We start from the raw sequence: 25,722 nt of genomic DNA, 5'->3' as shown, positions 1-25,722 counted from the left end.
TAGCTTTACCGGCAAACACGAAATATCCGGTTATCCTTCTAATTTTAAAAACTAATTCCGTAAATTTGCACTAAATTTTTTGTAAATACAAATAATAAAGCAGATGAGCACAAAAACATTGCCTTTCGTGGCTTACAAAGTAAAAGATATTTCTCTGGCTGCCTGGGGAAGAAAAGAGATCGAATTAGCAGAAGCGGAAATGCCGGGATTAATGGCACTTCGTGCAGAATATAAAGACGAGCAGCCTCTTAAAGGTGCCCGAATTGCAGGATGTCTTCACATGACGATCCAGACTGCGGTTTTAATTGAAACTTTAATTGCTTTAGGAGCTGAAGTCACCTGGAGTTCTTGTAATATTTTCTCCACTCAGGATCAGGCTGCTGCTGCAATTGCTGCAACAGGCGTACAGGTTTATGCATGGAAAGGTCTTAACGAGGAAGAATTCGACTGGTGTATTGAACAGACTTTATTCTTTGGAGAAGACAGACAACCGTTAAACATGATCTTAGACGACGGTGGTGATTTAACCAATATGGTTATCGACCGTTATCCTGAATTAATTCCTGGCATTAAAGGATTATCAGAAGAGACTACAACAGGTGTTCACCGTTTATACGAAAGAATGAAAAACGGAACATTACCAATGCCTGCTATCAACGTAAATGACTCGGTTACCAAATCGAAATTCGACAACAAATACGGTTGTAAAGAAAGTGCTGTAGATGCCATCCGTCGTGCTACAGATGTAATGTTAGCTGGAAAAAGAGTAGTTGTATGTGGATATGGTGATGTTGGAAAAGGAACAGCAGCTTCTTTCCGTGGCGCCGGTTCTATTGTAACCGTTACTGAAATTGATCCAATCTGTGCTTTACAGGCTGCAATGGACGGTTTTGAAGTTAAAAAATTAGACACTGTAGTAGCCAATGCTGATATCATCATCACTACAACAGGAAACAAAGACATCGTTATCGGGAAGCATTTCGAGAAGATGAAAGACAAAACGATCGTTTGTAACATCGGTCACTTCGATAACGAAATCGATATGGCCTGGTTAAACAAAAACCATGGTGCTTCTAAAATCGAAATCAAACCTCAGGTTGACAAATATACAATCAACGGTGTAGACATTATCATTTTAGCTGAAGGTCGTTTGGTAAACTTAGGTTGTGCAACAGGTCACCCAAGCTTTGTAATGAGTAACTCGTTCACCAACCAAACGTTGGCACAGATCGAATTATGGAAACACAGCGATAAATACGAAAATCAGGTTTATATGCTACCAAAACACTTAGATGAAAAAGTAGCGGCTTTACACCTTGCTAAATTAGGCGTTGAACTGGAAACATTAAATACAGAACAAGCGGCTTATATTGGTGTGGAAGTTTCAGGACCATTCAAACCGGAATATTACAGATATTAATCCCCAAAATATCCTGTAACAGAAAAGACCTCAAAATTGAGGTCTTTTTTTTGTGCCTGATATAAAACCTGACAGGTTTTATATCACCATGCGTTTAAACCTGTCCGATTTGTCCGGCTAATAAGCACAAAAAAGCCCGCTTCAGAGAAGCGGGCTTTTTATATTTTTTCTGGTAAGATAAGATAGATTCTTATGCTTCGAATGGAACTACAGAAACATAGGATTTGTTTTCTCCTTTTTTCTGGAATTTCACCACTCCGTCAACTTTTGCATGTAAAGTATGATCTTTACCCATGTAAACGTTTTCTCCCGGATTGTGTTTAGAACCTCTTTGTCTTACGATAATGTTTCCAGCAATTGCAGCTTGACCACCAAAAATCTTAACACCTAAACGTTTCGATTCTGATTCTCTACCATTCTTGGAACTACCGACACCTTTCTTGTGAGCCATGACGTATTAGTTTTTAATGTTAATTATTCTTCTGTAGCTTCCGCTTTTTTAGTCGCTTTTTTCTTTGTAGCTCCCGCTCCGGTGATACCACTGATTACGATTTGCGTTAAAGATTGTCTGTGACCGTTTTTCTTTTTGTAACCTTTTCTTCTTTTCTTTTTGAAAACGATTACTTTATCACCTTTTAAGTGTTTTAACACTTGCGCTTCTACTGAAGCACCTTCTACAGCTGGGGCGCCTAAAGTTACGTTTCCGTTGTCATCTAATAAAAGAACTTTGTCAAAAGTAACTTTAGTTCCTTCTTCAGAAGCCAAACGGTGAACATAAACCTTTTGGTCTTTGCTTACTTTGAATTGTTGCCCTGCTATCTCTACGATTGCGTACATAACAATAATGTTTGATTAATTTTTTAAGTCTGCAAATATACAACTAATTCTTTATGAAACAACCATATACCTGTAATTTTGGTGTATACACAAATATTAATCAAAAAAAAGCACATATTTTCCAGAAAACAAAACGGTTACCTGTAACTTTTTACCGAAATTGCACACCTATATCGTTATCAAAAATAAATTACTAATTTTTATGAAAAAATCTTTAATGGCTTTGAGTTCACTTCTGATGCTTGGCGGCGTAGCTTCAGCGCAGAAAGTAGCGTTTGAAGAATACAATTTAGACAACGGACTTCATGTGATTTTACACAAGGATCCATCGGCTCCGGTAGTCGTTACATCCGTAATGTACCATGTGGGTGCCAAAGACGAAAACCCAAACAGAACGGGATTCGCACACTTTTTTGAACACCTTTTATTCGAAGGAACCAAAAACATCGCCCGTGGCGAATGGTTTAAAATCGTAACCGCCAACGGAGGAAACAACAATGCCAACACGTCGGACGACAGAACCTATTACTACGAAGTTTTCCCGTCGAACAATCTGGAACTGGCTTTATGGATGGAATCCGAAAGACTAATGCACCCGGTTATCAACCAGATCGGTGTAGACACTCAAAACGAAGTTGTTAAAGAAGAAAAAAGATTACGTGTAGACAATCAGCCTTACGGTAATTTATTTACTGAAGTTAAAAAGAACATCTTTACCAAACACCCATACCGTTGGGCTCCAATCGGTTCAATGGAACATTTGGATGCAGCTACTTTACAGGAATTCCAGGCTTTCAACAAAAAATTCTACATTCCTAACAATGCGGTATTAGTTGTTGCCGGAGATTTTGATTCGGCTCAGGCGAAAGAATGGGTACAAAAATATTTCGGACCAATCCAGAAAGGAACGCCGATTACCCGTGAGAAATTCGAAGAGGCTCCCATCACACAAACATTACACGCGACTTACGAAGATCCAAACATTCAGATTCCAATGGCGGTTACTGCCTACAGAACGCCATCAATGAAAACACGTGATGCGAGAGTATTGGATATGATCTCTTCGATCTTATCGGACGGAAAAAGCTCAAGACTATACAAAAAGATGGTTGACGAGAAAAAAATGGCTTTACAAATCGGAGCTTTCAACTACAGTCAGGAAGACTACGGTGTGTATTTTATCTATGGTTTACCATTAAGCCCGAACACTCCTGCTGACTTAATCAAAGGAATGGATGAGGAAATCGTAAAATTACAAACGGAATTAATTTCTGAAAAAGACTTCCAAAAATTACAAAACCAATACGAAAACCAAAACGTAAACAGCAATTCCAATCTGGAAGGTGTTGCCGAAAATCTGGCATCGTACTATTTATTATATGGTGACGTAAACCTGATCAATACTGAAATTGACATTTACCGTTCTATTACGCGTGAAGAAATCAGAGACGTGGCAAAGAAATACTTAAACCCGAACCAACGTTTGATTTTAGATTACACTCCAGCAAAAGACAAAGCACAAAACTAAGCAGCCATTCATCATGAAAAAATTTATATATATAGCAGCGAGCTTGTTTTTATCGATTACTATGCAAGCACAAGACAGACCTCAACCGAAACCGGGACCAGCACCAACTATCAATGTTAAAAAACCGGAAACCTTTACTTTAAAAAACGGTTTAAAAGTAATGGTTGTTGAAAACCATAAATTACCACGTGTTTCCTACACCCTTACTTTAGACAACCCTCCGTATGCGGAAGGTGATAAAAAAGGTGTTGCCGATTTAACGAGCAGCATGATCGGAAAAGGAAGCAAAAAAATATCCAAAGACACTTTTAACGAAGAAGTTGACTTTTTAGGAGCCAACATCAGTTTTTCTTCTAACGGAGCGAATGCCAGTGGACTATCCAAATATTCGGGAAGAATCCTTGAATTAATGGCCGAAGGTGCTTTACACCCGGTATTCACTCAGGAAGAATTCGACAAAGAAAAAGCTAAATTATTAGAAGGAATCAAATCGCAGGAGAAAAGCGTTACTGCTGTAGCATCTCGCGTTGAAAACGTTTTAGCTTTTGGAAAATCACACCCTAGCGGAGAATACTTAAGCGAAGAAAGCATCAACAAAGTAAGCTTAAACGACGTTGTATTAAACTACAACACCTATTTCGTTCCAGGTAACGCCTACCTTGTTGTAATTGGTGATGTAAACACAAAAGAAGTTAAAAAAACGGTTGAAAAACTTTTCGGTTCCTGGAAAAAAGCCATCGCGCCGCAATTAACCTATTCTGACCCTAAAAACGTTCAGTATTCGCAAATCAACTTTGTAGATATGCCAAACGCGGTACAATCGGAAATTGCCTTGGTAAACACGGTGAATTTAAAAATGACCGACAAAGATTACTTCGCTACTTTATTAGCCAACCAAATCTTAGGTGGTGGTGGTGAAGGACGTTTATTCTTAAACCTACGTGAAAAACACGGATGGACTTATGGCGCGTACTCTTCTATCGGATCCGGAAAATATGTAACGAAATTCCGTTCTTCCGCTTCTGTTAGAAACGCTGTTACCGACAGTGCCGTTGTCGAATTCTTTAACGAACTAAAACGTATCAAAACGGATTTAGTTTCTGCTGAAGATCTTAAAAATGCAAAAGCCAAATACATCGGAAACTTCGTAATGCAAATCGAAAAACCGGCTACTATTGCCCGTTACGCTTTAAACACAGCCACTCAAAACTTACCGGAAGATTTCTACGAAAACTATATTAAAAACATCAGTGCTGTTACTCCGGAGGATATCCGTAACGCAGCCAACAAATATTTCCTTTCTGACAACACTCGTATTGTTGTAGTTGGAAAAGCGGCTGATGTATTACCAGGATTACAGTCGTTAAAAACACCTATTTTCTATTTTGACAAATACGGAAACCCAACTGAAAAACCAGCGGTAAACAAACCAATTCCTGCCGGAGTTACTGCCAAAACAGTATTCGACAACTACATCAAAGCCATTGGTGGTGAAAAAGCCGTAGCCGGAGTAAAATCATTGGCTACTGTTTCGACAGCTTCTATCCAAGGACAAGCTTTGGAATTGATCAGCAAACACACTTCCGACAGCAAATCGCTAATGGAAATGAAAGTAGCTGGTATGACCATGTCAAAACAAGTTGTAAGCGACAAAGCAGCTTATGCGGTACAACAAGGACAACGTAAAGACTATACTGCTGAAGAATTCAAAGAGAAAAAAGAAAACGCTGCTGCTTTCCCGGAATTAGCTTACGCAAAAAGAGCCGACCTTAAAATCAAAGGAATTGAGACGATTAACGGAGCTGACGCTTACGCTATCGAAAACGGAAAAACAACGTTATACTATGACGTAAAAACAGGTTTAAAAGTTGGAGAAGCCAAAACCATGGAAAGAGGTGGTCAGAAAATGACACAAATGGTTACTTACGGTGATTATAAAGAAGTAAAAGGTATCAAAGTTCCTTACAAAACGATCATGAATGTAGGTATGGACCTTGATTTCACTACATCGGATGTAAAAATCAACGAAGGTGTTACTGCTGCTGACTTTCAGTAATCAATAACCCGATTCAAAATAAAAGGCCGCTTTCGAGCGGCCTTTTTTATTTTCGAGCGGAGAAATACACGCCTATCAGAATGATCAGCGCTCCTACAATCTGAAACAATTCCATTTTTTCATTATCCAGTATTCCCCAAACAAAAGCAACCACCGGAATCAGATACGTCACGGAAGACGCAAAAATAGGCGATGACATTTGAATCAGTCTAAAGAAAACAATATTCGCGATACCGGTTCCTAAAATTCCTAAAATTGCAACATACATAGCCGATTCCTGTACTTGCGCCTCACCCATTACCTGAAAGAAATCGGTACAGGATAATACGATAATCGCCGGAATCATCAACACTACGAAATTCCCGGTTGTAATACTCAAAGAATTCACATCCGACAGATATTTTTTGATCAAATTTACATTCATCGCATAGCAAACTGCTGCAATCACCACCAGAATCGCAAAATAATAATTCTGATTGGGATTACTTTTCGCTCCGGAATAAATCAGCACCACACATCCGATAAGCCCTATAATCACCCCGAAAAACTGTCGGCGCTGAAATTCCAATCCAAATAAAAAAGCACCCAGCAATAACGTATTTAAAGGTGTTAATGAATTTAGGATCGCGCTGGTCGCACTACTGACTTCCGTTTGCGCAAAGGAAAACAAAAACACCGGCATAAACGTTCCGACAAAAGCGGTCAAGGCAATGTATTTCCATTTATGCGACGGAATTTTAGTAAGACTTCGGAATCCGACAATCAATAAAAAAGCGGCCGCAAACAACATCCGCAAAGCGCCCAGCTGAAAAGGAGTTAATCCAACAAGACCTCTTTTAATCAGGATAAAAGAACTTCCCCAGATTAAAGAAAGTCCAATCAGCAATATCCATTTGATCTGTTTTGTCATTTTAGTATTTTTTTAAGACGTAAAAGTCCAACAATAAAACGGGAAAACGCTCCTTTTTTTATAATTTTGTAACGCGCTCCAAAAGAGCTTTTTAATCTTAAAATAGTCCTTATGAATATCACTAAAAAAATAGCCGTATTTGCATTTGCCGCATTTGCATTGGTTAGCTGCAAAAAAGAAGAGAAAAACACTACAGCAGGAACGGTAGCGACCGAGAACGCTAAAGATGTTGCTGCCAAAATGGAAACAGCAAGCTTTAACATCGAAGGAATGACTTGTGCAATGGGTTGTGCCGCTACGATCGAAAACAAATTAGGCCGTTTGGACGGTGTAACTTCTGCAAAAGTTGATTTTGAAACCAAAACCGCTACGGTTGAATTCGACGCCAACAAACAATCTACTGCTTCTTTAACACAAACGGTTGAAGGCGTTGCCGATGGAAAGACCTATAAAGTGTCGAACATGAAAGAAGAATTGAAAAAAGCCTAATCAAAAGCTTTGCGACATAAAAAAAGCGAACCGTTTGGTTCGCTTTTTTTATGTCTTTTATTTTTATTTCCAGCGTAAGCTTTCCATAATCTTACGCATGTCATTTTTAATATAACTTGCCGCCGGCATAATGGAATCAAAATTGGGTTTGGTATAAAAATATACCGATCCTACTATAAAATGTCTGGTGCTATCCGTCACATAAAACTGCGCGTTGGTTGCCGCATTTCCACCAACCTGATAAAACATCCCGTATACTTTCTCCCTTCCGTTGATAAACGGCTGTTCTTGTATGTCATCGGCTTTAATTACGTGCTCGTAGGTCAGTTTCTGCGCATCCCGCAACAAGACATCAATATTATTATTAACCGGTTTATAATCGATATAAATGGTTCCTTTCATATTTGGATAACTGATATCAAACCCGCACGCTCCTTTTTTAGTGATCTTCGTCCGGTTGTTTACATCGAAGGTAAACGCACATCCATCGTTAAAAGGTGTGTATTCCGGTTTTGGATATTCCAGACTCAGGTACGCTTTTGGCTTTGGCACCACATCGCCTTTACAAGCCGTAAGCAGCAATCCTGCAGTCATCAACAATGCAAAAGCGGTATTTTTAAGTATTCTATTCATCGAGCAAGGTAACTTTAATTTGTTTGACCCGGCGTTTGTCTACCGATTCGACGGTAAATATACAATCTGCAAAATTTATTTTCTGATGCTTTTTCGGAAAATTTCCCGAAATCTCCAAAATAAATCCGGCCAGTGTTTCCGATTCCCCCTTACTGGTTTCAAAAACCTCTTCGTTTACCGGTACAATCCGATAAAAATCCTTCAGGCTGATTTTCCCTTCAAACAAAAAGTTTTTGGTATCGATCTGTGAAAAGACAATATTTTCATCGTCAAATTCATCACTGATATCCCCAACGATTTCTTCCAGAATATCTTCCAGCGAAATCACTCCTGAAGTTCCGCCATATTCATCAACGACAATCGCCAGGTGATTTTTCATACCCTGAAATTCCTTTAAGAGGTTGTCCAGTTTTTTATTTTCCGGGACAAAAAACGGCTCCCGAAGCAACTTTTGCCATTCAAAATCCGTTTTATCGATATGAGGAAGCAGGTCTTTTACAAACAAAACACCCTCTATATGGTCGATATCTTCTTTAAAAACCGGTATTCGGGAATAGCCTTTTTCTACGATCTGCGCGACAATTTCCGGGAAGGAATCTTCCATATCCAAAGCAAACACATCAATACGGGGACTCATCACCTGTCGGGCTTCGGTATTTCCGAAGCTCACAATTCCTTCCAGTATTTTTTGTTCTTCTTTAGTAGCATCCCCATAATCGGTCATTTCCAATGCCTGCGACAACTGGTCGACCGAGAAATTTTCTTTTTCCCGTCCTATTTTTTTATACAGATAGATAATAATCTTTCGCAGCGGAATACTAACCGGCGTAAGCAGTTTATCGAGCAAAACCACCAAACCACTAACACCCTGTGCAAATTTGACATTATTACGGGTCGCATACATTTTGGGCAGTACCTCTCCAAAGAAAAGAATCAGCACCGCTACCAATGCGATTTCCAGCAGAATTTTAGTCCCGATCGCCATCAATTCCGAAAAAACCCGATCGCCCAGATAGGAAAACAAGACCACGATCGCAATATTCGAAAAGTTATTGGCCACCAAAAACGTCATCGACAACTTTTTAGGCGCTTCCAACAATCTGCCGATTTGCTTTCCACGGATTCCATCGCCAGCTCTCAAGGCTTCGATTTCTTTTTTATTAAGTGAGAAAAGTGCGGTTTCGGCACCGGATATCAGTGCAGAACAGCACAACAGGAACACTATTCCTGCAATTAGAAGTATCAGGTTAAAATCTATAGTACTGAGTAAACTGACGGGGTCTGAGTCCAAATCAAACAGAATTAGTTACACAATTAAAACGGCATATCATCATTTTGCATCGGCGTGCCCGGTGCCTCAAATGATGGTTTAGCGGTATCACCCGAAGTCGGAAAACCTGGTTTATTGTTTTCGATTTCCTTTTTCGTTGTTAAAAAGGTAAACTCGGTCACCTGGATTTCGGTAGTGTACTTCGTAGTACCGTCTTCGGCTTGCCATTGTCTGGATTTGATACGACCTTCCACATAAATTTTATCTCCTTTCGAAAGATATTTTTCGCATATTTCAGCCGCTTTATTGCGCACCACAAGATTATGCCATTCTGTGGAAGTGATTCTTTCGTTTGTTGTCTTATTAATATACACCTCATTGGTTGCTAGAGGAAAACGTCCAATACAATTACCTCCTTCGAAATAATGCATTTTCACATCATCTCCCAAATGTCCAATTAACATGACTTTATTTACCGTTCCGTTCATGGCTCGTACCTATTTATTAACTCAAATATACTAATTCTATTTATTTTTTACATACTCTGTGATAAAATTATATATCACAATAGGAAATGGAAGCTTTTGAACGTCACTCCATGACAAACTGCCCGACATAATATCAGCAGTCTTTAATTCCCAAAAATAAATATGCAAATGTTGATGCGAAAGCTTGTGAAGAATTTGTTTTTCATTTAAAAGGCGGAATTCCTGCAAACGACCTCCATCCGGAATTGTAACACTTTTCACAAGCTGTTCCGGCATAGCATCGCGATGTATATCGGTCATAGTTTCGACCAACGGAAATTCATACAATCCGAACCAGATTCCTTTATCCTGTCGTTTTTGCACAATTGTATTTCCGGAGGGATCTACAAACAAAATATAATTCAGATAGCGATTGGTAATTTTTGTTTTTTTTAATTTTACCGGCAACCGATCCACTTTCTTTTTTTGCAAGGCCGCACAACTGTCATTAAACACACAGGAAGCACAATCGGGATTTTTAGGTACACACTGCAAAGCACCAAATTCCATCATCGCCTGATTAAACAGCGATGCTTTATCTACCGGCAACAATTCGGCCGCCAATGCTTTAAATTCTTTTTTAGCCGCCGGAGCAGCAATATCCGTTTCCACATCAAAATACCGCGCCAATACACGAAACACATTCCCATCGACCACCGGAACCGGCTCTCCATAAGAAATAGATGCAATTGCCGCTGCGGTATATTCCCCTACTCCTTTTAACTTTAAAAGACCTTCGTAATTTTCGGGAAATACGCCATTTCGTTCCTGGGCGATATATTGTGCCGTAGCGTGCAGATTTCGCGCCCTCGAATAGTAGCCCAAACCCTGCCAGAGTTTTAGCACTTTTTCCTCATCGGCATTTGCCAGATCAAAAACAGTTGGAAAAGCGTCAACAAACGCTAAAAAATACGGCAAACCCTGCGCAACCCGCGTTTGTTGCAACATGATTTCTGACAGCCATATACGATAGGGATCCGCCGTTTTTCGCCATGGCAAATCGCGCTTAGACCGCAAATACCACTGGATTAACGAGTTAGAAAAATCCATTATAAAAAATTAGGATACAAAAATAAAACTTTATGTAATTAAATTTTAATCGATTAAGGTTGAAATATTGTATTTTTAATTCCTATATTTGCAAACTCAAAAAATTACACATCAATATAAATACGAAAGAAAATGACGAAAGCAGACATCGTAGCGAAAATTTCCGAGAAATTGGGTCTAGAAAAAGGAGATGTACAAGCAACAGTTGAGTCTTTTATGGACGAAGTAAAAAACTCATTAGAAACTGGTGACAACGTATACTTAAGAGGTTTTGGTAGCTTTATCATCAAAACAAGAGCTGAGAAAACCGGTAGAAACATCTCTAAAAACACTACAATTAAGATTCCTGCCCACAACATCCCGGCTTTCAAACCAGCAAAAGTTTTTGTTGATGGCGTGAAAACGAATACTGAAGTAAAAGTTAACTAATTTATTAATCACTCTAAACACTACAATTTATGCCAAGTGGTAAAAAAAGAAAAAGACATAAGGTAGCAACTCACAAACGTAAAAAGAGAGCGAGAGCTAACCGTCATAAGAAGAAAAAGTAGTTTAAAACTACTTTTTTCTTTTTAAAGTCTAAAGTTCATTGAAATTGAAATCATAAAAAACGGAACAAATCAGTAAGTTTTTAACTACAAATCTATGATTTATAGTTTTTTATTTACTATTCCAATTATGGTTTCCCGGGTAAAACCTGTAAATTTAATGTTAAATCCATCTGTACGTTGGTAGCACTATTACGATAGCGGCTATTATTGTATGGATAAAAATGTACCAAGTGAACAAGGAATTAATTATCCGATCCAGTTCAGAAGCGGTAGATTTTGCCTTATTAAAAGATGGAAAACTAATTGAATTACACAGAGAAGAAGGCGAAAAAAACGGCTTTCAGGTAGGTGATATTTTTATTGCCAAGATCCGAAAACCGGTAGCAGGATTGAATGCGGCCTTTGTAAATGTAGGCTTCGAAAAAGATGCCTTTTTACATTATCATGATTTAGGTCCAAACCTATCTTCTCTAATGAAATTCATTAAACTTGTAAGCGCAGGTAAAATAAAAGATTTCTCCCTAAAAAACTTTCCTTTTGAACCTGAAATCGACAAGGATGGCGCAATATCCGACGTGTTAAGTGCCAATCAGTCAATTTTAGTTCAAGTAGTTAAAGAACCGATATCTACCAAAGGGCCACGAATAAGTTCCGAACTTTCACTGGCCGGGCGATATGTTGTTTTAGTTCCTTTTTCGGATCGCATCTCGATTTCACAAAAAATCGAATCGAAAGAAGAAAAAGACCGATTAAAACGTTTGGTTCAATCTATCAAACCAAAAGGATTTGGTGTTATTGTCAGAACAGTAGCAGAAGGCAAAAAAGTAGCTGAACTCGACAAAGACTTACAGAATTTGCTGGACAAATGGACCACAATGTGTAAGCGAATCCCTACAGCGCATCATCCTTCAAAAGTATTAGGCGAACTCAACCGAGCGTCCTCAATACTACGCGATGTCTTTAATGATACCTTTACCGGTATTCATATTGATGATGAGGATCTGTATTATCAAACGAAGGAGTATTTGCAAGAAATAGCTCCTGCTAAAGTATCTATTGTTAAGCATTATCAATCGAAAGAGTTACCTCTTTTTGAGAAATACAACATAGAGCGACAAATTAAGACGTCATTTGGAAGAACGGTATCTATGAGCAAAGGAGCTTACTTAATCATAGAACACACCGAGGCTTTACATGTAATCGACGTCAACAGCGGTAACCGCTCCAACAAAGCGCAAAACCAGGAAGACACTGCCTTAGAAGTAAATCTGATTGCTGCGGCCGAAATAGCCCGACAATTACGATTACGCGACATGGGTGGTATTATTGTAATCGATTTTATCGACATGTCAAATCCTGACAACCGTAAAGTGCTCTACGATTTCTTACGAGAGGAAATGAGCGATGACAAAGCAAAACATAAAATCTTGCCTCCTAGCAAATTTGGATTAATTCAAATTACTAGACAAAGAGTCAGACCCGAAGTTAATATCAAAACAAGAGAAGAAAACCCGAATAATGAAAACGGGGAAATTGAAGCTCCTATCCTGATTATTGATAAAATATCGGCTGATCTAGAACGAATTTTTAAGGATCACAAAAAAGTGGTTCTGAATGCGCATCCCTTTGTGGCTGCGTATATAACTAAAGGTTTTCCATCATTACGTTCAAAATGGTTTTTTGAACATAAAAAATGGGTGAAAGTTATACCTCGTGACGCTTACACGTACTTAGAATATCACTTCTTCGACAAAGATGGAAGTGAAATTAAATAAATCCAAAACCGCTCGTTGTGAAACGGAGCGGTTTTTTTTATACCTGTAATCAGCGTCTTTTCTGAAAGAAAGCCTTCATTAAAGCCCCGCACTCCTGTTCCATAACACCGGTTACCACTGTTGTTTTCGGATGCAATTGCGCTCCCATTTTACGATAGCCACGATGCGCGTCGTAAGCACCGTAAACGACTTTCGAAATCTGACTCCAATATAAGGCTCCGGCACACATCTGACACGGCTCCAGTGTTACGTAAAGCGTACAATCTTTCAGGTATTTTCCACCCAAAAAATTAGCCGCCGCCGTAATCGATTGCATTTCGGCATGCGCCGTAACATCGTTTAACAACTCCGTCAGATTGTGACTTCTGGCAATGACCCGATTGTCGACAACCACAATGGCACCAACCGGAATTTCTCCTTTTTCGAAAGCAATCTCCGCTTCCTGGAGTGCCTTTTTCATAAAATAATCGTCCGTGAAAATGTTTTCCATAAAAACAAAAATACAATTTCAAATTGTACCTTTGCACCATGGCAGCAAAACTATTACCAAACATACTATCTCCCACCGATTTACGCAAGCTCCCTGTTGAGCAACTTCCGGTTCTGGCACAAGAACTACGGGAGTTTATCATCGATATCGTATCGACAAAGGAAGGCCATTTGGGTGCGAGTTTAGGCGTTGTAGAGCTGACCATAGCCCTACATTATGTTTTTAACACTCCGGATGATCAACTGGTATGGGACGTCGGACATCAGGCCTACGGTCATAAAATCCTGACCGAGCGTGCCGCGGTATTCCACACCAACCGCCAATTGGGTGGTATTTCCGGTTTCCCGAATCGCAATGAGAGTATTTACGATACTTTTGGCGTAGGACATTCCTCCACGGCTATTTCGGCCGCTTTGGGAATGGCAATTGCTTCCCAACTAAAAGGCAAAACCGAAAAACAACATATCGCTGTAGTTGGCGATGCTTCGATTGCCTCGGGAATGGCTTTTGAAGGTTTAAACCACGCCGGTGTGACCGATGCCAATTTACTGGTAATTTTAAACGATAACGCTATTGGGATTGACCCAAGCGTTGGTGCTTTAAAAGCATACCTGACATCCGTAAAAGACGGTAGCAATCCAAGGGATAACAACATGATCCGTTCCTTAAACTTTGATTATTCCGGACCAATCGACGGTCACGATATCCCATTGTTAATTAAAGAACTGATCCGATTAAAAGATAAAAAGGGACCCAAATTCCTGCATATTACCACCACAAAAGGAAAAGGACTCGAACAGGCCGAAAAAGACCAGGTTCGTTATCACGCTCCAGGTAAATTCGACAAAACTACCGGAGAGATTATTCCTCGTCCGGAGGAAAATCTACCACCAAAATTCCAGGATGTCTTCGGTTTGACCTTAGTGGAACTGGCGCGTCAAAACGAACGTATTATCGGGATTACGCCGGCTATGCCCACCGGTTCGTCTCTTAAATTTATGATGGACGAAATTCCGGATCGCGCCTTCGATGTAGGGATCGCCGAACAACATGCCGTAACACTGGCTGCCGGAATGACCACTCAGGGAATGGTTGTCTTTTGTAATATCTATTCCACTTTTCTGCAACGTGCCTACGATCAGGTCATTCACGATGTAGCTTTACAGAATTTACCCGTTATATTCTGTCTGGACCGAGCCGGCCTGGTTGGAGAAGATGGCGCCACACATCAGGGTGTATTTGATATTACTTACCTAAACTGTATACCCAATCTGATTTTATTTGCCCCTATAAATGAAATCGAACTCCGAAACGGTATGTATACCGCACAATTAGGACTGGATCATCCGATAGCGATACGTTATCCGAGAGGAAGAGGTTATATTCAGAACTGGCAACTTCCGTTCGAAAAAATCGAAATCGGAAAAGCCCGAAGACTTTCGAAAGGCCGTAAAATTGCCATTCTATCGACCGGAACTATTGGAAACAATGTACTACAGGCTTTGGAACAAACCGAAAACCGGGATTTGTTTTCCCACTATCATTTTCCGTTTATAAAACCACTGGACATTGATACACTAAAAGAAATCTGTAACAGTCATGAACAACTGATCACGATAGAAGACGGATCGGTACTCGGTGGTTTTGGAAGTACTATAGCTACTTTTATGAGTATTCATTACACCGGGTTAAGTGTTAAAATACTGGGCATTCCGGACGAATTTATCGAGCACGGCACAGTTATTGAGCAGCAAAGAAAATGCAAAATTGATATTAACAGTCTGATAACTATTTTTTCAAGTTACTGATTGTAATACTTTTGCCAAACTAAAGAAAATTAAAAACTAAATTTACCATGAAGATTACTCCGTATCTAATCGGATTACTTTTTATTTTAGCCATTCCAAAAAGTAATGCACAAGACGTAGTAAGAACTACAATTCCCGACACCACCTCCTATTGGCACAAAAAAAACAGCATCGGACTTGATTTTAGCCAAATCGCATTTATCAACTGGAGTGTTGGAGGAAACAACTCTATTTCAGGCCTTTTAAAGGGTGCTTTTTTACGAAACTATGTCAAAGGCAATGTGAAGTGGAAAAACGAACTAATCGTACGCTATGGCGTTAATAAGCAGGAAGAACGCGAACTCCGCAAGACCGATGACGCGATTCAGCTGAATTCGACTTTTGGTTACCGTCACGACAGTATTTCAAACTGGTACCACAGTGCCAAACTAAATTTCAACACGCAATTTACCAGCGGATATGCCTATCCGAATACTGATCTGGCGATTTCCAAAGCCTTTGCTCCCGCCTATTTATTTCTGGGTGTCGGAGCCGAGTATTCTAATAAAGAACAAAAGCTAAATGCTTATTTCTCCCCTTTAACCCAGAAAACTACTTTAGTATTGGATCAGCGTTTAGCCGATCAGGGTGCTTTTGGGGTCGACAAAGCGGTATATGACGAAGCCGGAAACCTGATTACTCACGGTAAACGATCGCGAACCGAAGTCGGTATTTTAGTTACCAACCAATGGAAAAGTGAGATTTACAAGAATATCTTCCTCGACCATCGTTTAAGTCTTTATACCGATTATATAAACAGATTCGGCAATATTGATGTCGACTGGCAATTACAACTGGACCTTGTCGTTAACGAATATGTCAAAGCCAATATCGGGACCAATCTCGTTTATGACGATGATATCAAATCGAAAAAAGAGATCGACGGCGTACAGGTTACCCAAGGGCCTAAAATTCAGTTTAAACAACTGTTAGGAATCGGTTTGAGTTACACCTTTTAAGATATAAAAAATGCCCCCAAATAGTGTCTAACTTTTTGGGGGCAGTTCATTTCGGAACCTTTTTTATTTTAGAATTAATTCAATATAACCTTTTGGGTATGATTTAAATTATCTCCTTCTACTTTAAGAATATACATTCCTGATTGCAATCCTTTCAGGTTGATTGTTTTTTCAACATTGAAGTCTTCAACTTTCTGACTGTATACATTTCTTCCGTTTATATCAAACACCTGTAATGATACTTTACCGGTATAGTTTCCGATAAACACATTAAAGGTTCCGTTAGATGGGTTTGGATATACTTTGATCATATCTTTATTCTCAAAATAATCCACAGCCATCGTACAGTTAGGTCCTTGCGGAGGCGTTGTAAAATCTTCCACCTGATCGTTGATTGCGGCCACACCGCTATTCATACCTGCAGATGCATTAACCCCTAAACCTCTTCTGGCAAAAACATCCCAGATCATACAGTAATTCTGTCCGCCGGTTGTAGCCTGATCGGCTGCGATAATCGCATCTCTTCCGGAAACAAATGAAGGATTACACGGTTGTAATTTTAACGCGTCGATGATCAAACGTAAAACTTTATTATTACCGCCGGTTCCGGTATAGATATTCGGATCATAACCATATTTATTGATATAGGCCCATGTTAAATCCCATAACATAGAAGCCCAAACGGTTCCTACCGCGTGTACATCAACACGCAATGTACCATTCTGATCGGTATAAGACAAACCGTTGGTATCGCCATATGTAAGTGGATTGATTCCCATATCGGTTGAATATTTATATTGACGGATTCCTATACCATTTGTAGGCTGATTGGCAAGGAAAGTTGCAATTCCTTTCCCGGTAACCGGCGAATCACCCGCCTTGATCTGTAATAAATACGCGAAGAAATCCGACCAACCTTCACCCATTTGCTCCGTACTGGTCAAACAGTTTGCAGCAGCAGGTCCACCAGTTAAACGGGAAGAAATACCATGACCATATTCGTGTGAAATCACCCCATTATCAAAATCCCCATCCGAATTCACGAAGTTAACCGTTTCATAAGATAAGGTCGTATTAACCGCTCCGGATTGCATACCGGCAATTATTGCATTTCCTACCGACTGACTTACCAAAATAGCCGGGATCGTGATGCCTGCATTTGCACCACCCATAACCATATATTCATCCAGATTATTCACGACGATAACCGCCACGGCACCGGCATTTTGAGCGAACATTACCTTATTTACGAAATCACAAGATCCTCTGCGAACCAAAACGATTTTACCCGCTAACTGCGCTCCGTTGATGGCTGCAGTACAAGCATCGGCATTATCCGGAACACCATCGTCAAAAAGAGCTAAATCGGCTGTAATTCCTGCTGGTGCCGCTGGCACTGCTACGTGACCGCTTGTAAAGTTATTATCTACTGCAAAATAGGCTCCAGCCAAAGACGCTGGTGAATTGATACGGAAAAAGTTAGGTCTTGGCCCTACATTCCACAAATACATTTGCATACGTGGCGACTGACCGTCAACCGGAGTTGAAAAATTCGCATTATTTGTACCACTTCCATCCTGAGCATCTGCTAAAACCGGATCTCCGTTAAAAGTCACGGTTCCACCGCGACCATAGTTATTTTGCTGGAAATTACCATTAGCCTCATTAAACCCGTACTGATACATAATATCGTGCATGATATTATTCATATAGAACAGGTTTGTTGTCGCTGCGTTGGTATAGGTCGAGGCCGCTACTCCGGTTCCACCGTAAGGGAAGTCAAAAGTCAAACTTAAACCGCCGTTCGGGCTGGCTCCTGTAGTCGCATTATTTCCGGCAATATCTTCTTTTGCCCAAACATTATTACCTCTGGTCGTGGTAAACTCCGGACCGGCAACACCATTGGTATCATGCCATTCGTAAGGAGAAGCCAACGCATTATGCGGTGACACTAATAATTCGCGGTTTCCGTGATTCGGACTTTCTACATTATACGGATAAACGCGATACGATCCTCCCTGTACCTGAGCCAATGCAGTTGCCTCTTTAAATGCCTGACTACTGAAGTTTATCGTATGGTTATGTTCTCTATGATTGGCATCACCGAAGTTACAGCTTAATACCAGATCAAAATTTTCCAGCATCGCACCGTTTACCGCATCAATCCGAACACTCCACAAATGTTTATAATCGGACGTATAGAACGTATAATCCCAGGCCAGTCGCAGGGAAGCATCTTCCATTTGTTGAAAAACAAGCTCTGCACTAACCGGATCATCCGTTAACGTTCCGTTGGTTAATTTATATTCTTTATCACTGATTTTAGTAGCAATCTGCGAACTGAAAGCCGGCACTTTTAAATGGGTTTGTGCCTTTAACAATCCATCCGTTACCGATAAAACCGGTGTCTGGGTATTGATTTTTGCTGCTACATCTGCTATAAAACGGTTTCCAACATTAACCACTTCTCCGTTTTTAACCGAAAAGTTGGTTACCGCATTAAAAATTTCAATTCCCTTATAACGCTGTTTTACGTAGTAGTTATTGATATTCGTTGTTGAAGAACTCGCTTCACTTTCCACAAACCAATCCGCGATATCTTGTCGGGATAAGCCTAACTTTTGATGGTTATTGGTTAGATAGCGTTGGATTTGCTCATTTTGAGATTGTGCAAACCCTGCGCTACCAGCCAATAGCAGCATCATTAGGGTAGTTTTTTTCATAATTTTTTTAGTTAGCTTTTTAATTCAAGTTTCACAAAATTATAATTTTATTCAACTTAACAAAAAAATATTGCTAACTTATCAATAATATCACACTTATCCTTTAATTATGTTAAAAATTTGTAAGGCTTTACCGTCAGTTAACATAGATATAAAATGACAGATATGCATAAGTCGTTCGTACAGGCTCATTTTTTCGGTTACAAATTTCTCCGGAAGTAATTTCAACAACAATTGATCATAATTCGTAGCCGTTCCTTCAAACTTATTGTTATAAGCCGTACAAAACTTATCCAGCAACGTATTGATCACCTGATACCCCATAATTTCTTTTTCGATCACATCGTTACTCTGGTAAATATTTTTTACGCTGATTTTAATGATATCATCCATCTGCGCTTTATACTGACTTTTATCCATCAATGCCATGTGAAATTTCCCTTGCAGAATCGCTTCTTCATTTTCGAGAAACACACGAACCGCATCGCTGATCAAACTACTAATAGCCAATGCCCTCAAATAACTGATCCGATCTTCTTTCGTAATCAGGCTATTGTATTTCTTTCGATCCATAATATGACCGACCAGCTTCACCAGGTATTCCAATGCAAAATCCTCCTCGACTAATCCGAGGTTAATTCCATCTTCAAAATCGATAATGGTATAGCAGATATCGTCGGCCGCTTCGACCAAAAACGCCAGCGGATGTCTTTCGAAACCGATAGCATCACCTTTTTTGTTGGAAAGAAGCCCTAACTCAGCCGCCACATCATTAAAAAACACTTTATCCGTCTGAAAAAAGCCAAATTTTTTATCCGCTATATTGGACGTTGGTTTTTTCGGCAGACTTTCTTTCGGGTATTTCATAAAAGCACCCAGGGTCGCATATGAAATCCGCAAACCACCTTCGTTACCCGGACGCGAACCTGTGAGCACCGAAAAACCATTGGCATTTCCTTCAAAATCGATCAGATCCTGCCATTCTTTATCTGCTAATTGTTCTTTATACTTTATTCCTTTTCCGGTTTTAAAGTATTCACCAATTGCTTTTTCACCCGAATGTCCAAAAGGTGGATTACCGATATCGTGCGCCAATGCCGCGGCTGCGACTATGGTTCCGAAATCGTTCATATGAAAACCGTGCACTTCTTTCAGATAGGGATATTTTTCGAGGATTTTTTTTCCCACCAAACGTCCCAGCGAACGCCCTACGACCGAAACCTCCAAACTATGCGTAAGTCGGGTATGTACGAAATCGGTTTTTGACAAGGGTATAACCTGCGTTTTATCCTGTAAACTCCGGAAAGCCGATGAAAAGATGATTCGATCGTAATCTACTTCAAAACCCAAACGGGTATCATCCTGTTCCTTACGCAAACGTTTGCTTGTATCGCCCTGTCTTTTTAGCGACAGTAATTGTTCCCAATGCATCATAGGAGTATATTTTTAATTCCCAAACGGGATCTGGTTATTATGTTGTTTTTCGATTTCAGCCTGAATAATATTATTTTTCACCGCTGTAAACACCTGATTTTTCGCTTCGGCAAACGACACCTCGTAAATCCGTTCCAACGTACAGAATTCGGCCGGATATTTCGACAACAGTTTGTCATAATACATATCGAGTACTTCGCGCGACGGAAGTGTAAACTCCAGTTTTAGCTCAAACCGTCGTATCAAAGCCTCATCAATCATCTGAATCTGGTTGGTTGCCGCGATCAATATCGATTTTTTCGGAAAATTATCGATCAGCTGTAAGATTGCATTTACCACACGTTTCATTTCGCTACTATCTTTATTATCATAATCCCGTATTTGTCCCAACGAATCGAATTCGTCGAAAAACAATACGGCACTTTCATACAGCACTTCTTTAAACAGACCTTCGATATTTTTGGCGGTTTCGCCCAGTTTGGATGAAACGATACTCGCCAGATTGACGATAATAATCTTTTTATCGAGCTTTTTGGCAATTGCTTTGGCCGTCATCGTTTTTCCGCAACCCGTTTTTCCGTATAACAGCATTTTATTCACCACCGGCAATTCATAGCGTTCCAATACTTCGCGGAAATGATATTCTTTTAAAAACTGGTTGATCTGTCCTGAAACAGCTTCATTAAAAACAACCTCTTCCAGATTAACATTACTTCTGTCGGTAAAATATAAAGTACTCAAGTGATACGGTTTTAGTTAAGTTATGAACAAATGTACAAATACAATTTATCTTAAAAAGGAAACAGCCATCTTAAAAGACAGCTGTTTTGTATATTGTTTTTTTCAGATTATGAACCACACATTTCACAATCGTCCGGCTCTGCATTTCGGGAACGTTCCAACATCGCGCGGAATTCATCTACAGCGATTTCTTCCTGTTTTGCCGGTGTTTCCTGCTTCACCTCGTTGTTTAATGTAAACTTAATGGCATCGACAGCACTCTTCGTTCTCAGGTAGTACATTCCGGTTTTTAAACCGGACTGCCATGCGTAGAAATGCATTGATGTTAATTTTGCAAAAGTAGCACCTTCCATAAACAGGTTTAACGATTGCGACTGATCGATAAAGTAACCACGCTGACGGGACATATCAATAATATCCTTCATACTCATTTCCCAAACCGTTTTGTACAGTTCTTTAATATCCTGAGGAATGTTATCGATATTCTGAATCGATCCGTTGGCACGCATGATTTCCTGTTTCAGGTTTTCGTTCCACAAGCCCAGATTTACCAAATCCTGCAACAAGTGTTTGTTTACCACGATAAACTCACCCGATAATACACGACGGGTATAAATATTGGAGGTATACGGTTCGAAAGCTTCGTTGTTTCCTAAGATTTGTGATGTCGAAGCTGTTGGCATCGGTGCCATCAACAAAGAGTTACGTACTCCGTTTTGCATCACTTCTTTTCGCAGGCTTGTCCAATCCCAACGACCGCTTAAATCGTCATCATTCAATCCCCAAAGATTGTACTGGAATTCTCCTTTTGAAATTGGAGAGCCCTCGAAAGTTGAATATGGACCTTCTTCTTTTGCCATTTCCATCGATGCGGTAAGAGCAGCAAAATACATGGTTTCGAAAATTTCCTGATTCAGCTTTTTAGCGGCATCACTCGTAAACGGCATACGCAATAAGATAAAAGCATCGGCCAGACCTTGTACGCCCAATCCAACCGGACGGTGACGCATATTAGAATTTTCGGCTTCTTTAACAGGATAGTAATTCCTGTCGATTACTTTATTCAGGTTACGAGTTACGCGTTTGGTAACATCGTAAAGTAGTGTATGATTGAATTCTCCGTTTTCCACAAACATCGGAAGTGATATGGAAGCCAGATTACAAACCGCAATTTCGTCGGCTGAAGTATATTCCAGAATCTCCGTACACAGATTCGAAGAACGGATCGTTCCCAGATTTTTCTGGTTTGATTTACGGTTGGCCGCATCCTTATAAAGCATGTATGGCGTACCGGTTTCGATTTGTGATTCCAGGATTTTCTCCCAAAGCTCACGGGCTTTTATGGTTTTTCTACCTTTTCCGGCATTTTCATAAGCGATATACATCGCGTCGAATTCATCACCATATACATCGTATAATCCGGGACATTCGTTCGGACACATTAAGGTCCATTGCCCGTCTTCCTGAACGCGTTTCATAAACAAATCGTTCATCCACATCGCATAGAAAAGATCACGTGCACGCATTTCTTCTTTTCCGTGGTTTTTACGTAAATCCAGGAAATCGAAGATATCGGCATGCCATGGCTCTACATAAATCGCAAAACTACCTTTACGTTTTCCACCACCCTGATCCACATAACGTGCCGTATCGTTAAACACACGCAACATCGGTACAATACCGTTGGATGTTCCGTTTGTTCCTCTGATATACGAACCGGTAGCCCGAACATTGTGGATTGACAAACCGATTCCTCCGGCCGATTGCGAGATCTTAGCCGTATGTTTTAGGGTATCGTAAATTCCGTCGATACTATCATCCTGCATCGTCAACAGGAAACAAGACGACATTTGTGGTTTTGGTGTTCCGGCATTAAACAATGTTGGGGTTGCATGCGTAAAGAACTTTTTCGACATCAATTCGTAGGTCTCGATAGCCGATTCGATATCGTTAAGGTGAATCCCTACGGAAACACGCATTAACATATGTTGCGGACGTTCTACGATTTGCCCGTTGATACGCAACAAATAGGAACGCTCCAAAGTTTTAAATCCGAAATAATCGTAGTTAAAATCCCGGTTATAGATAATTGTAGAATCCAATCGTTCGGCATTGGCCATTATCACTTCATAAACCTCATCCGAAATCAACGGTGATTCCTGATTGGTTCTCGGATTTACGTACTGATACATATCCGTCATCGTTTCCGAGAATGATTTTTTGGTATTTTTGTGCAGGTTCGACACGGCAATTCGCGCGGCCAACTGTGCAAAATCCGGGTGTGAAACCGTCATTGACGCTGCTGTTTCGGCAGCCAGGTTATCCAGTTCTGATGTGGTTACACCATCGTATAAACCTTCAATAACTCGCATAGCTACTTTTACAGGATCAACCAAATCGTTTAATCCATAGCATAGAATTCTAACTCTGTCTGTAATCTTATCAAACATTACAGGCTCACGTCGTCCGTCTCTTTTTACTACATACATCGTATTGAAAATTTATGAATTGATACAAATAATTTTATAGAAAACACATTGGTTTTCGTTCCAATCGCCATTTAGCATGGTCGATTACAGTTCTTTAAAAATCAGCGTCGAAGCTAATTTTTTGCGAGTCGGTATCTTTGTTTAATACACCCGCTTTCTGGTATTCGGATACCCTTTTTTCGAAGAAATTGGTTTTCCCCTGTAACGAGATCATATCCATAAAGTCAAAAGGATTGCTCGCGTTATATACTTTTTCACAACCCAGTTCCACCAACAATCTGTCGGCTACAAACTCCAGGTATTGTGTCATTAGTATTGCATTCATTCCGATCAAACTTACCGGTAATGATTCGGTAATAAATTCTCTTTCGATATTTAAGGCATCAGTAATGATCTCCTTAATTCTGTCTTTCGACACTTTGTTCACCAAATGGTGGTTGTGTAAATGAACCGCAAAATCACAATGCACTCCTTCGTCTCTTGAGATCAACTCATTCGAGAACGTAAGCCCCGGCATCAGACCGCGTTTTTTCAACCAGAAAATCGAACAGAATGCTCCGGAGAAGAAAATTCCCTCTACAGCAGCAAACGCAATTAATCTTTCGGCAAACGAATCGGATTCAATCCAACGTAACGCCCAATCTGCTTTTTTACGGATGGCAGGAAAGACATCTAAAGCATGGAACAATTCATTTTTTTCAGCCTCGTCTTTCACATAGGTATCAATCAAAAGAGAATACGTTTCACTATGAATGTTTTCCATCATAATCTGGAATCCGTAGAAAAACTTCGCTTCCGGATATTGCACTTCGTTTACAAAGTTTTCCGCAAGGTTTTCATTTACGATACCGTCGGAAGCCGCGAAGAACGCCAAAATATGTTTGATAAAATATTTTTCGTCGTCGTTCAATTTTGTATTCCAGTCGGTCAAATCCTGATGCAAGTCAATTTCTTCTGCCGTCCAAAAGCTAGCCTCCATTTTTTTATACCAATCCCAGATATCGTGGTGTTTGATTGGAAAAATAACAAAACGGTCTTTATTCTCTTGCAAAATTGGTTCTATCACCGACATAGTACATTGACTTTTAAAAGATTAATTTTATGTTTTTCTAAAGAAAAACACATTACAAAGATTGGTATTTGAAACGGAAAAAGAAAGACAAATCGAGTCAAACTTATTCACAATTAGGACGAGTTTTTAACAAGCGAAGAAAATTCTTTCAAGCTGTGTTTAAAAACCTATATTTTTGAAAAACAACACATTACAAAATAACGTAATGTTAAAAAAAAGAAGCCGCATCAGTGTCTACACACCAGATTAAAGCCTTTCCAGAAGAAAACAGTCAACCTACTTTTTAAGTTCTTCGGCCACCTTTTCAAGTTCGCTATACCATTCCGGCCCGAACTTACGAACCAGTGCTTCTTTTACGAATTTATACACCGGAACTTCCAGCTCTTTTCCAAGCGAACAAGCATCGTCGCAGATATGCCATTTATGGTAATTCACCGCGGCAAAATCGGAAAAGTCTTTAACCCGTATCGGGTACAAATGACAGGAAACCGGTTTTTTCCAATCGACCAGACCTTGATTGTACGCCTGCTCAATACCACAAAGCGCCGTTGGCCCGTCAAAAATAACATACGCGCAATCCGCTCCGTCAATCAGTGGTGTTTCCAGTTCGCCATCCGAACCTACGATCGAGGTTCCCTGCGCTTCGATTGCAGCAACACCTTCGGGACGTAAAAACGGTTTTACGATGGGATAAATTTTTTCCAGAACCGCCACTTCATTTTGATCAAGTGGCGCACCGGCATCACCATCCACACAACAAGCTCCTTTACAAGCCGACAGATTACACACAAATTCTTTTTCAAGAATTTCCTCAGACACGATGGTTTTCCCTAACTGAAACATTATACTCGAAATTCATTAATTAGCCGACAAAGGTACAAATTAATACCGACTTTAAAACGGGGTAAAACACCCTCTTTC

Annotated in this window: 22 protein-coding genes; 8 read left to right on the top strand and 14 right to left on the bottom strand. The window is 39.9% G+C overall.

Going from position 1 to position 25,722, the window contains the following annotated elements:
* Positions 1-103 precede the first annotated feature (103 nt).
* Entirely contained in the window at positions 104-1,420 is a 1,317-nt protein-coding gene (gene ahcY, locus ABFU83_RS16665) for an adenosylhomocysteinase (protein WP_347067570.1), read from the top strand.
* Positions 1,421-1,610: 190 nt separating this feature from the next.
* Here the strand turns inward: ahcY and rpmA are convergent, their stop codons facing one another.
* Positions 1,611-1,871 carry a 50S ribosomal protein L27 gene (rpmA, locus tag ABFU83_RS16660; RefSeq protein ID WP_300485383.1) on the bottom strand — a complete coding sequence of 87 codons (261 nt, stop codon included), beginning with the start codon at positions 1,869-1,871 and terminating at the stop codon, positions 1,611-1,613.
* A 23-nt stretch (positions 1,872-1,894) separates the two neighbouring features.
* Complete coding sequence (rplU, locus tag ABFU83_RS16655; protein ID WP_136403777.1) at positions 1,895-2,257, bottom strand: 50S ribosomal protein L21; 363 nt, start codon at positions 2,255-2,257, stop codon at positions 1,895-1,897.
* Between the two features lie 202 nt (positions 2,258-2,459).
* Here rplU and ABFU83_RS16650 point away from each other — a divergent pair, with 202 nt between their 5' ends.
* Together ABFU83_RS16650 and ABFU83_RS16645 are read left to right on the top strand one after the other, a co-directional pair.
* Positions 2,460-3,785: a pitrilysin family protein gene (locus tag ABFU83_RS16650; protein WP_347067567.1), complete on the top strand. Its 1,326-nt coding sequence runs from the start codon at positions 2,460-2,462 to the stop codon at positions 3,783-3,785.
* Positions 3,786-3,798: 13 nt separating this feature from the next.
* Positions 3,799-5,841 carry a pitrilysin family protein gene (locus ABFU83_RS16645; RefSeq protein ID WP_347067565.1) on the top strand — a complete coding sequence of 681 codons (2,043 nt, stop codon included), beginning with the start codon at positions 3,799-3,801 and terminating at the stop codon, positions 5,839-5,841.
* 46 nt (positions 5,842-5,887) lie between these two features.
* On the opposite strand, the gene ABFU83_RS16640 is transcribed toward ABFU83_RS16645, so the two are convergent.
* Positions 5,888-6,751: an EamA family transporter gene (locus ABFU83_RS16640; RefSeq protein WP_347067563.1), complete on the bottom strand. Its 864-nt coding sequence runs from the start codon at positions 6,749-6,751 to the stop codon at positions 5,888-5,890.
* A gap of 111 nt (positions 6,752-6,862) precedes the next feature.
* Here ABFU83_RS16640 and ABFU83_RS16635 point away from each other — a divergent pair, with 111 nt between their 5' ends.
* Complete coding sequence (locus ABFU83_RS16635; protein WP_347067562.1) at positions 6,863-7,240, top strand: heavy metal-associated domain-containing protein; 378 nt, start codon at positions 6,863-6,865, stop codon at positions 7,238-7,240.
* A 63-nt stretch (positions 7,241-7,303) separates the two neighbouring features.
* Here the strand turns inward: ABFU83_RS16635 and gldD are convergent, their stop codons facing one another.
* Genes gldD through mutY form a run of 4 tightly spaced genes read right to left on the bottom strand, consistent with a single transcriptional unit; the run spans position 7,304 to position 10,720 of the window.
* A complete protein-coding gene (gene gldD, locus ABFU83_RS16630) occupies positions 7,304-7,873 on the bottom strand; it encodes a gliding motility lipoprotein GldD (RefSeq protein WP_347067561.1) in 570 nt (189 codons plus the stop codon).
* On the bottom strand, positions 7,866-9,164 hold the full coding sequence (gene gldE, locus ABFU83_RS16625) for a gliding motility-associated protein GldE (RefSeq protein ID WP_347067559.1): 1,299 nt from the start codon (positions 9,162-9,164) through the stop codon (positions 7,866-7,868). Before gldE ends, gldD begins: the two co-directional genes overlap by 8 nt.
* 23 nt (positions 9,165-9,187) lie before the next feature.
* Positions 9,188-9,631 (bottom strand): single-stranded DNA-binding protein, encoded by a 444-nt coding sequence (locus tag ABFU83_RS16620; protein WP_347067558.1) that lies wholly within the window; start codon positions 9,629-9,631, stop codon positions 9,188-9,190.
* A 36-nt stretch (positions 9,632-9,667) separates the two neighbouring features.
* Positions 9,668-10,720: an A/G-specific adenine glycosylase gene (mutY, locus tag ABFU83_RS16615; protein ID WP_347067556.1), complete on the bottom strand. Its 1,053-nt coding sequence runs from the start codon at positions 10,718-10,720 to the stop codon at positions 9,668-9,670.
* 132 nt (positions 10,721-10,852) lie between these two features.
* Between mutY and ABFU83_RS16610 the strand changes: the two genes are divergently transcribed.
* Both ABFU83_RS16610 and ABFU83_RS16605 read left to right on the top strand, forming a co-directional pair.
* On the top strand, positions 10,853-11,149 hold the full coding sequence (locus ABFU83_RS16610; protein ID WP_136403768.1) for an HU family DNA-binding protein: 297 nt from the start codon (positions 10,853-10,855) through the stop codon (positions 11,147-11,149).
* 343 nt (positions 11,150-11,492) lie between these two features.
* Positions 11,493-13,046 (top strand): ribonuclease E/G, encoded by a 1,554-nt coding sequence (locus tag ABFU83_RS16605; RefSeq protein WP_211089549.1) that lies wholly within the window; start codon positions 11,493-11,495, stop codon positions 13,044-13,046.
* Positions 13,047-13,095: 49 nt separating this feature from the next.
* On the opposite strand, the gene ABFU83_RS16600 is transcribed toward ABFU83_RS16605, so the two are convergent.
* Positions 13,096-13,536 carry a nucleoside deaminase gene (locus tag ABFU83_RS16600; protein WP_347067553.1) on the bottom strand — a complete coding sequence of 147 codons (441 nt, stop codon included), beginning with the start codon at positions 13,534-13,536 and terminating at the stop codon, positions 13,096-13,098.
* Between the two features lie 38 nt (positions 13,537-13,574).
* On the opposite strand from ABFU83_RS16600, the gene ABFU83_RS16595 reads away from it, so the two are divergent.
* The gene (locus ABFU83_RS16595) at positions 13,575-15,344 is read left to right on the top strand and encodes a 1-deoxy-D-xylulose-5-phosphate synthase (RefSeq protein WP_347067551.1); all 1,770 of its coding nucleotides are present in this window, start codon (positions 13,575-13,577) and stop codon (positions 15,342-15,344) included.
* 47 nt (positions 15,345-15,391) lie between these two features.
* Positions 15,392-16,342, top strand: a complete 951-nt coding sequence (locus ABFU83_RS16590) for a DUF3078 domain-containing protein (RefSeq protein WP_347067550.1) — start codon at positions 15,392-15,394, stop codon at positions 16,340-16,342.
* A 74-nt stretch (positions 16,343-16,416) separates the two neighbouring features.
* On the opposite strand, the gene ABFU83_RS16585 is transcribed toward ABFU83_RS16590, so the two are convergent.
* The 6 genes from ABFU83_RS16585 to ABFU83_RS16560 form a co-directional block, all read right to left on the bottom strand.
* The gene (locus tag ABFU83_RS16585) at positions 16,417-19,065 is read right to left on the bottom strand and encodes a T9SS-dependent M36 family metallopeptidase (protein ID WP_347067548.1); all 2,649 of its coding nucleotides are present in this window, start codon (positions 19,063-19,065) and stop codon (positions 16,417-16,419) included.
* 96 nt (positions 19,066-19,161) lie between these two features.
* Positions 19,162-20,496, bottom strand: a complete 1,335-nt coding sequence (locus ABFU83_RS16580; RefSeq protein ID WP_136403869.1) for a deoxyguanosinetriphosphate triphosphohydrolase — start codon at positions 20,494-20,496, stop codon at positions 19,162-19,164.
* A gap of 15 nt (positions 20,497-20,511) precedes the next feature.
* Positions 20,512-21,240 (bottom strand): ATP-binding protein, encoded by a 729-nt coding sequence (locus ABFU83_RS16575; protein WP_347067546.1) that lies wholly within the window; start codon positions 21,238-21,240, stop codon positions 20,512-20,514.
* 107 nt (positions 21,241-21,347) lie between these two features.
* Positions 21,348-23,729 carry a ribonucleoside-diphosphate reductase subunit alpha gene (locus tag ABFU83_RS16570; protein WP_347067544.1) on the bottom strand — a complete coding sequence of 794 codons (2,382 nt, stop codon included), beginning with the start codon at positions 23,727-23,729 and terminating at the stop codon, positions 21,348-21,350.
* Between the two features lie 94 nt (positions 23,730-23,823).
* Positions 23,824-24,801, bottom strand: a complete 978-nt coding sequence (locus tag ABFU83_RS16565) for a ribonucleotide-diphosphate reductase subunit beta (RefSeq protein WP_347067542.1) — start codon at positions 24,799-24,801, stop codon at positions 23,824-23,826.
* 276 nt (positions 24,802-25,077) lie between these two features.
* Positions 25,078-25,644 carry a DUF3109 family protein gene (locus ABFU83_RS16560; RefSeq protein WP_347067540.1) on the bottom strand — a complete coding sequence of 189 codons (567 nt, stop codon included), beginning with the start codon at positions 25,642-25,644 and terminating at the stop codon, positions 25,078-25,080.
* Positions 25,645-25,722: the final 78 nt, after the last annotated feature.

Source organism: Flavobacterium sp. WV_118_3, assembly GCF_039778605.1.
Taxonomy (GTDB): Bacteria; Bacteroidota; Bacteroidia; order Flavobacteriales; family Flavobacteriaceae; genus Flavobacterium.
This window is presented reverse-complemented; position numbering and strand designations above follow the sequence as displayed.

Excerpts from the sequence above, each read along its gene's own strand:
- ahcY (WP_347067570.1), top strand. The coding sequence starts at position 104 with ATGAGCACAAAAACATTGCCTTTCGTGGCTTACAAAGTAAAAGATATT.
- rpmA (WP_300485383.1), bottom strand. The coding sequence starts at position 1,871 with ATGGCTCACAAGAAAGGTGTCGGTAGTTCCAAGAATGGTAGAGAATCA.
- rplU (WP_136403777.1), bottom strand. The coding sequence starts at position 2,257 with ATGTACGCAATCGTAGAGATAGCAGGGCAACAATTCAAAGTAAGCAAA.
- ABFU83_RS16650 (WP_347067567.1), top strand. The coding sequence starts at position 2,460 with ATGAAAAAATCTTTAATGGCTTTGAGTTCACTTCTGATGCTTGGCGGC.
- ABFU83_RS16645 (WP_347067565.1), top strand. The coding sequence starts at position 3,799 with ATGAAAAAATTTATATATATAGCAGCGAGCTTGTTTTTATCGATTACT.
- ABFU83_RS16640 (WP_347067563.1), bottom strand. The coding sequence starts at position 6,751 with ATGACAAAACAGATCAAATGGATATTGCTGATTGGACTTTCTTTAATC.
- ABFU83_RS16635 (WP_347067562.1), top strand. The coding sequence starts at position 6,863 with ATGAATATCACTAAAAAAATAGCCGTATTTGCATTTGCCGCATTTGCA.
- gldD (WP_347067561.1), bottom strand. The coding sequence starts at position 7,873 with ATGAATAGAATACTTAAAAATACCGCTTTTGCATTGTTGATGACTGCA.
- ABFU83_RS16620 (WP_347067558.1), bottom strand. The coding sequence starts at position 9,631 with ATGAACGGAACGGTAAATAAAGTCATGTTAATTGGACATTTGGGAGAT.
- mutY (WP_347067556.1), bottom strand. The coding sequence starts at position 10,720 with ATGGATTTTTCTAACTCGTTAATCCAGTGGTATTTGCGGTCTAAGCGC.
- ABFU83_RS16610 (WP_136403768.1), top strand. The coding sequence starts at position 10,853 with ATGACGAAAGCAGACATCGTAGCGAAAATTTCCGAGAAATTGGGTCTA.
- ABFU83_RS16605 (WP_211089549.1), top strand. The coding sequence starts at position 11,493 with ATGTACCAAGTGAACAAGGAATTAATTATCCGATCCAGTTCAGAAGCG.
- ABFU83_RS16600 (WP_347067553.1), bottom strand. The coding sequence starts at position 13,536 with ATGGAAAACATTTTCACGGACGATTATTTTATGAAAAAGGCACTCCAG.
- ABFU83_RS16595 (WP_347067551.1), top strand. The coding sequence starts at position 13,575 with ATGGCAGCAAAACTATTACCAAACATACTATCTCCCACCGATTTACGC.
- ABFU83_RS16590 (WP_347067550.1), top strand. The coding sequence starts at position 15,392 with ATGAAGATTACTCCGTATCTAATCGGATTACTTTTTATTTTAGCCATT.
- ABFU83_RS16585 (WP_347067548.1), bottom strand. The coding sequence starts at position 19,065 with ATGAAAAAAACTACCCTAATGATGCTGCTATTGGCTGGTAGCGCAGGG.
- ABFU83_RS16580 (WP_136403869.1), bottom strand. The coding sequence starts at position 20,496 with ATGCATTGGGAACAATTACTGTCGCTAAAAAGACAGGGCGATACAAGC.
- ABFU83_RS16570 (WP_347067544.1), bottom strand. The coding sequence starts at position 23,729 with ATGTATGTAGTAAAAAGAGACGGACGACGTGAGCCTGTAATGTTTGAT.
- ABFU83_RS16565 (WP_347067542.1), bottom strand. The coding sequence starts at position 24,801 with ATGTCGGTGATAGAACCAATTTTGCAAGAGAATAAAGACCGTTTTGTT.
- ABFU83_RS16560 (WP_347067540.1), bottom strand. The coding sequence starts at position 25,644 with ATGTTTCAGTTAGGGAAAACCATCGTGTCTGAGGAAATTCTTGAAAAA.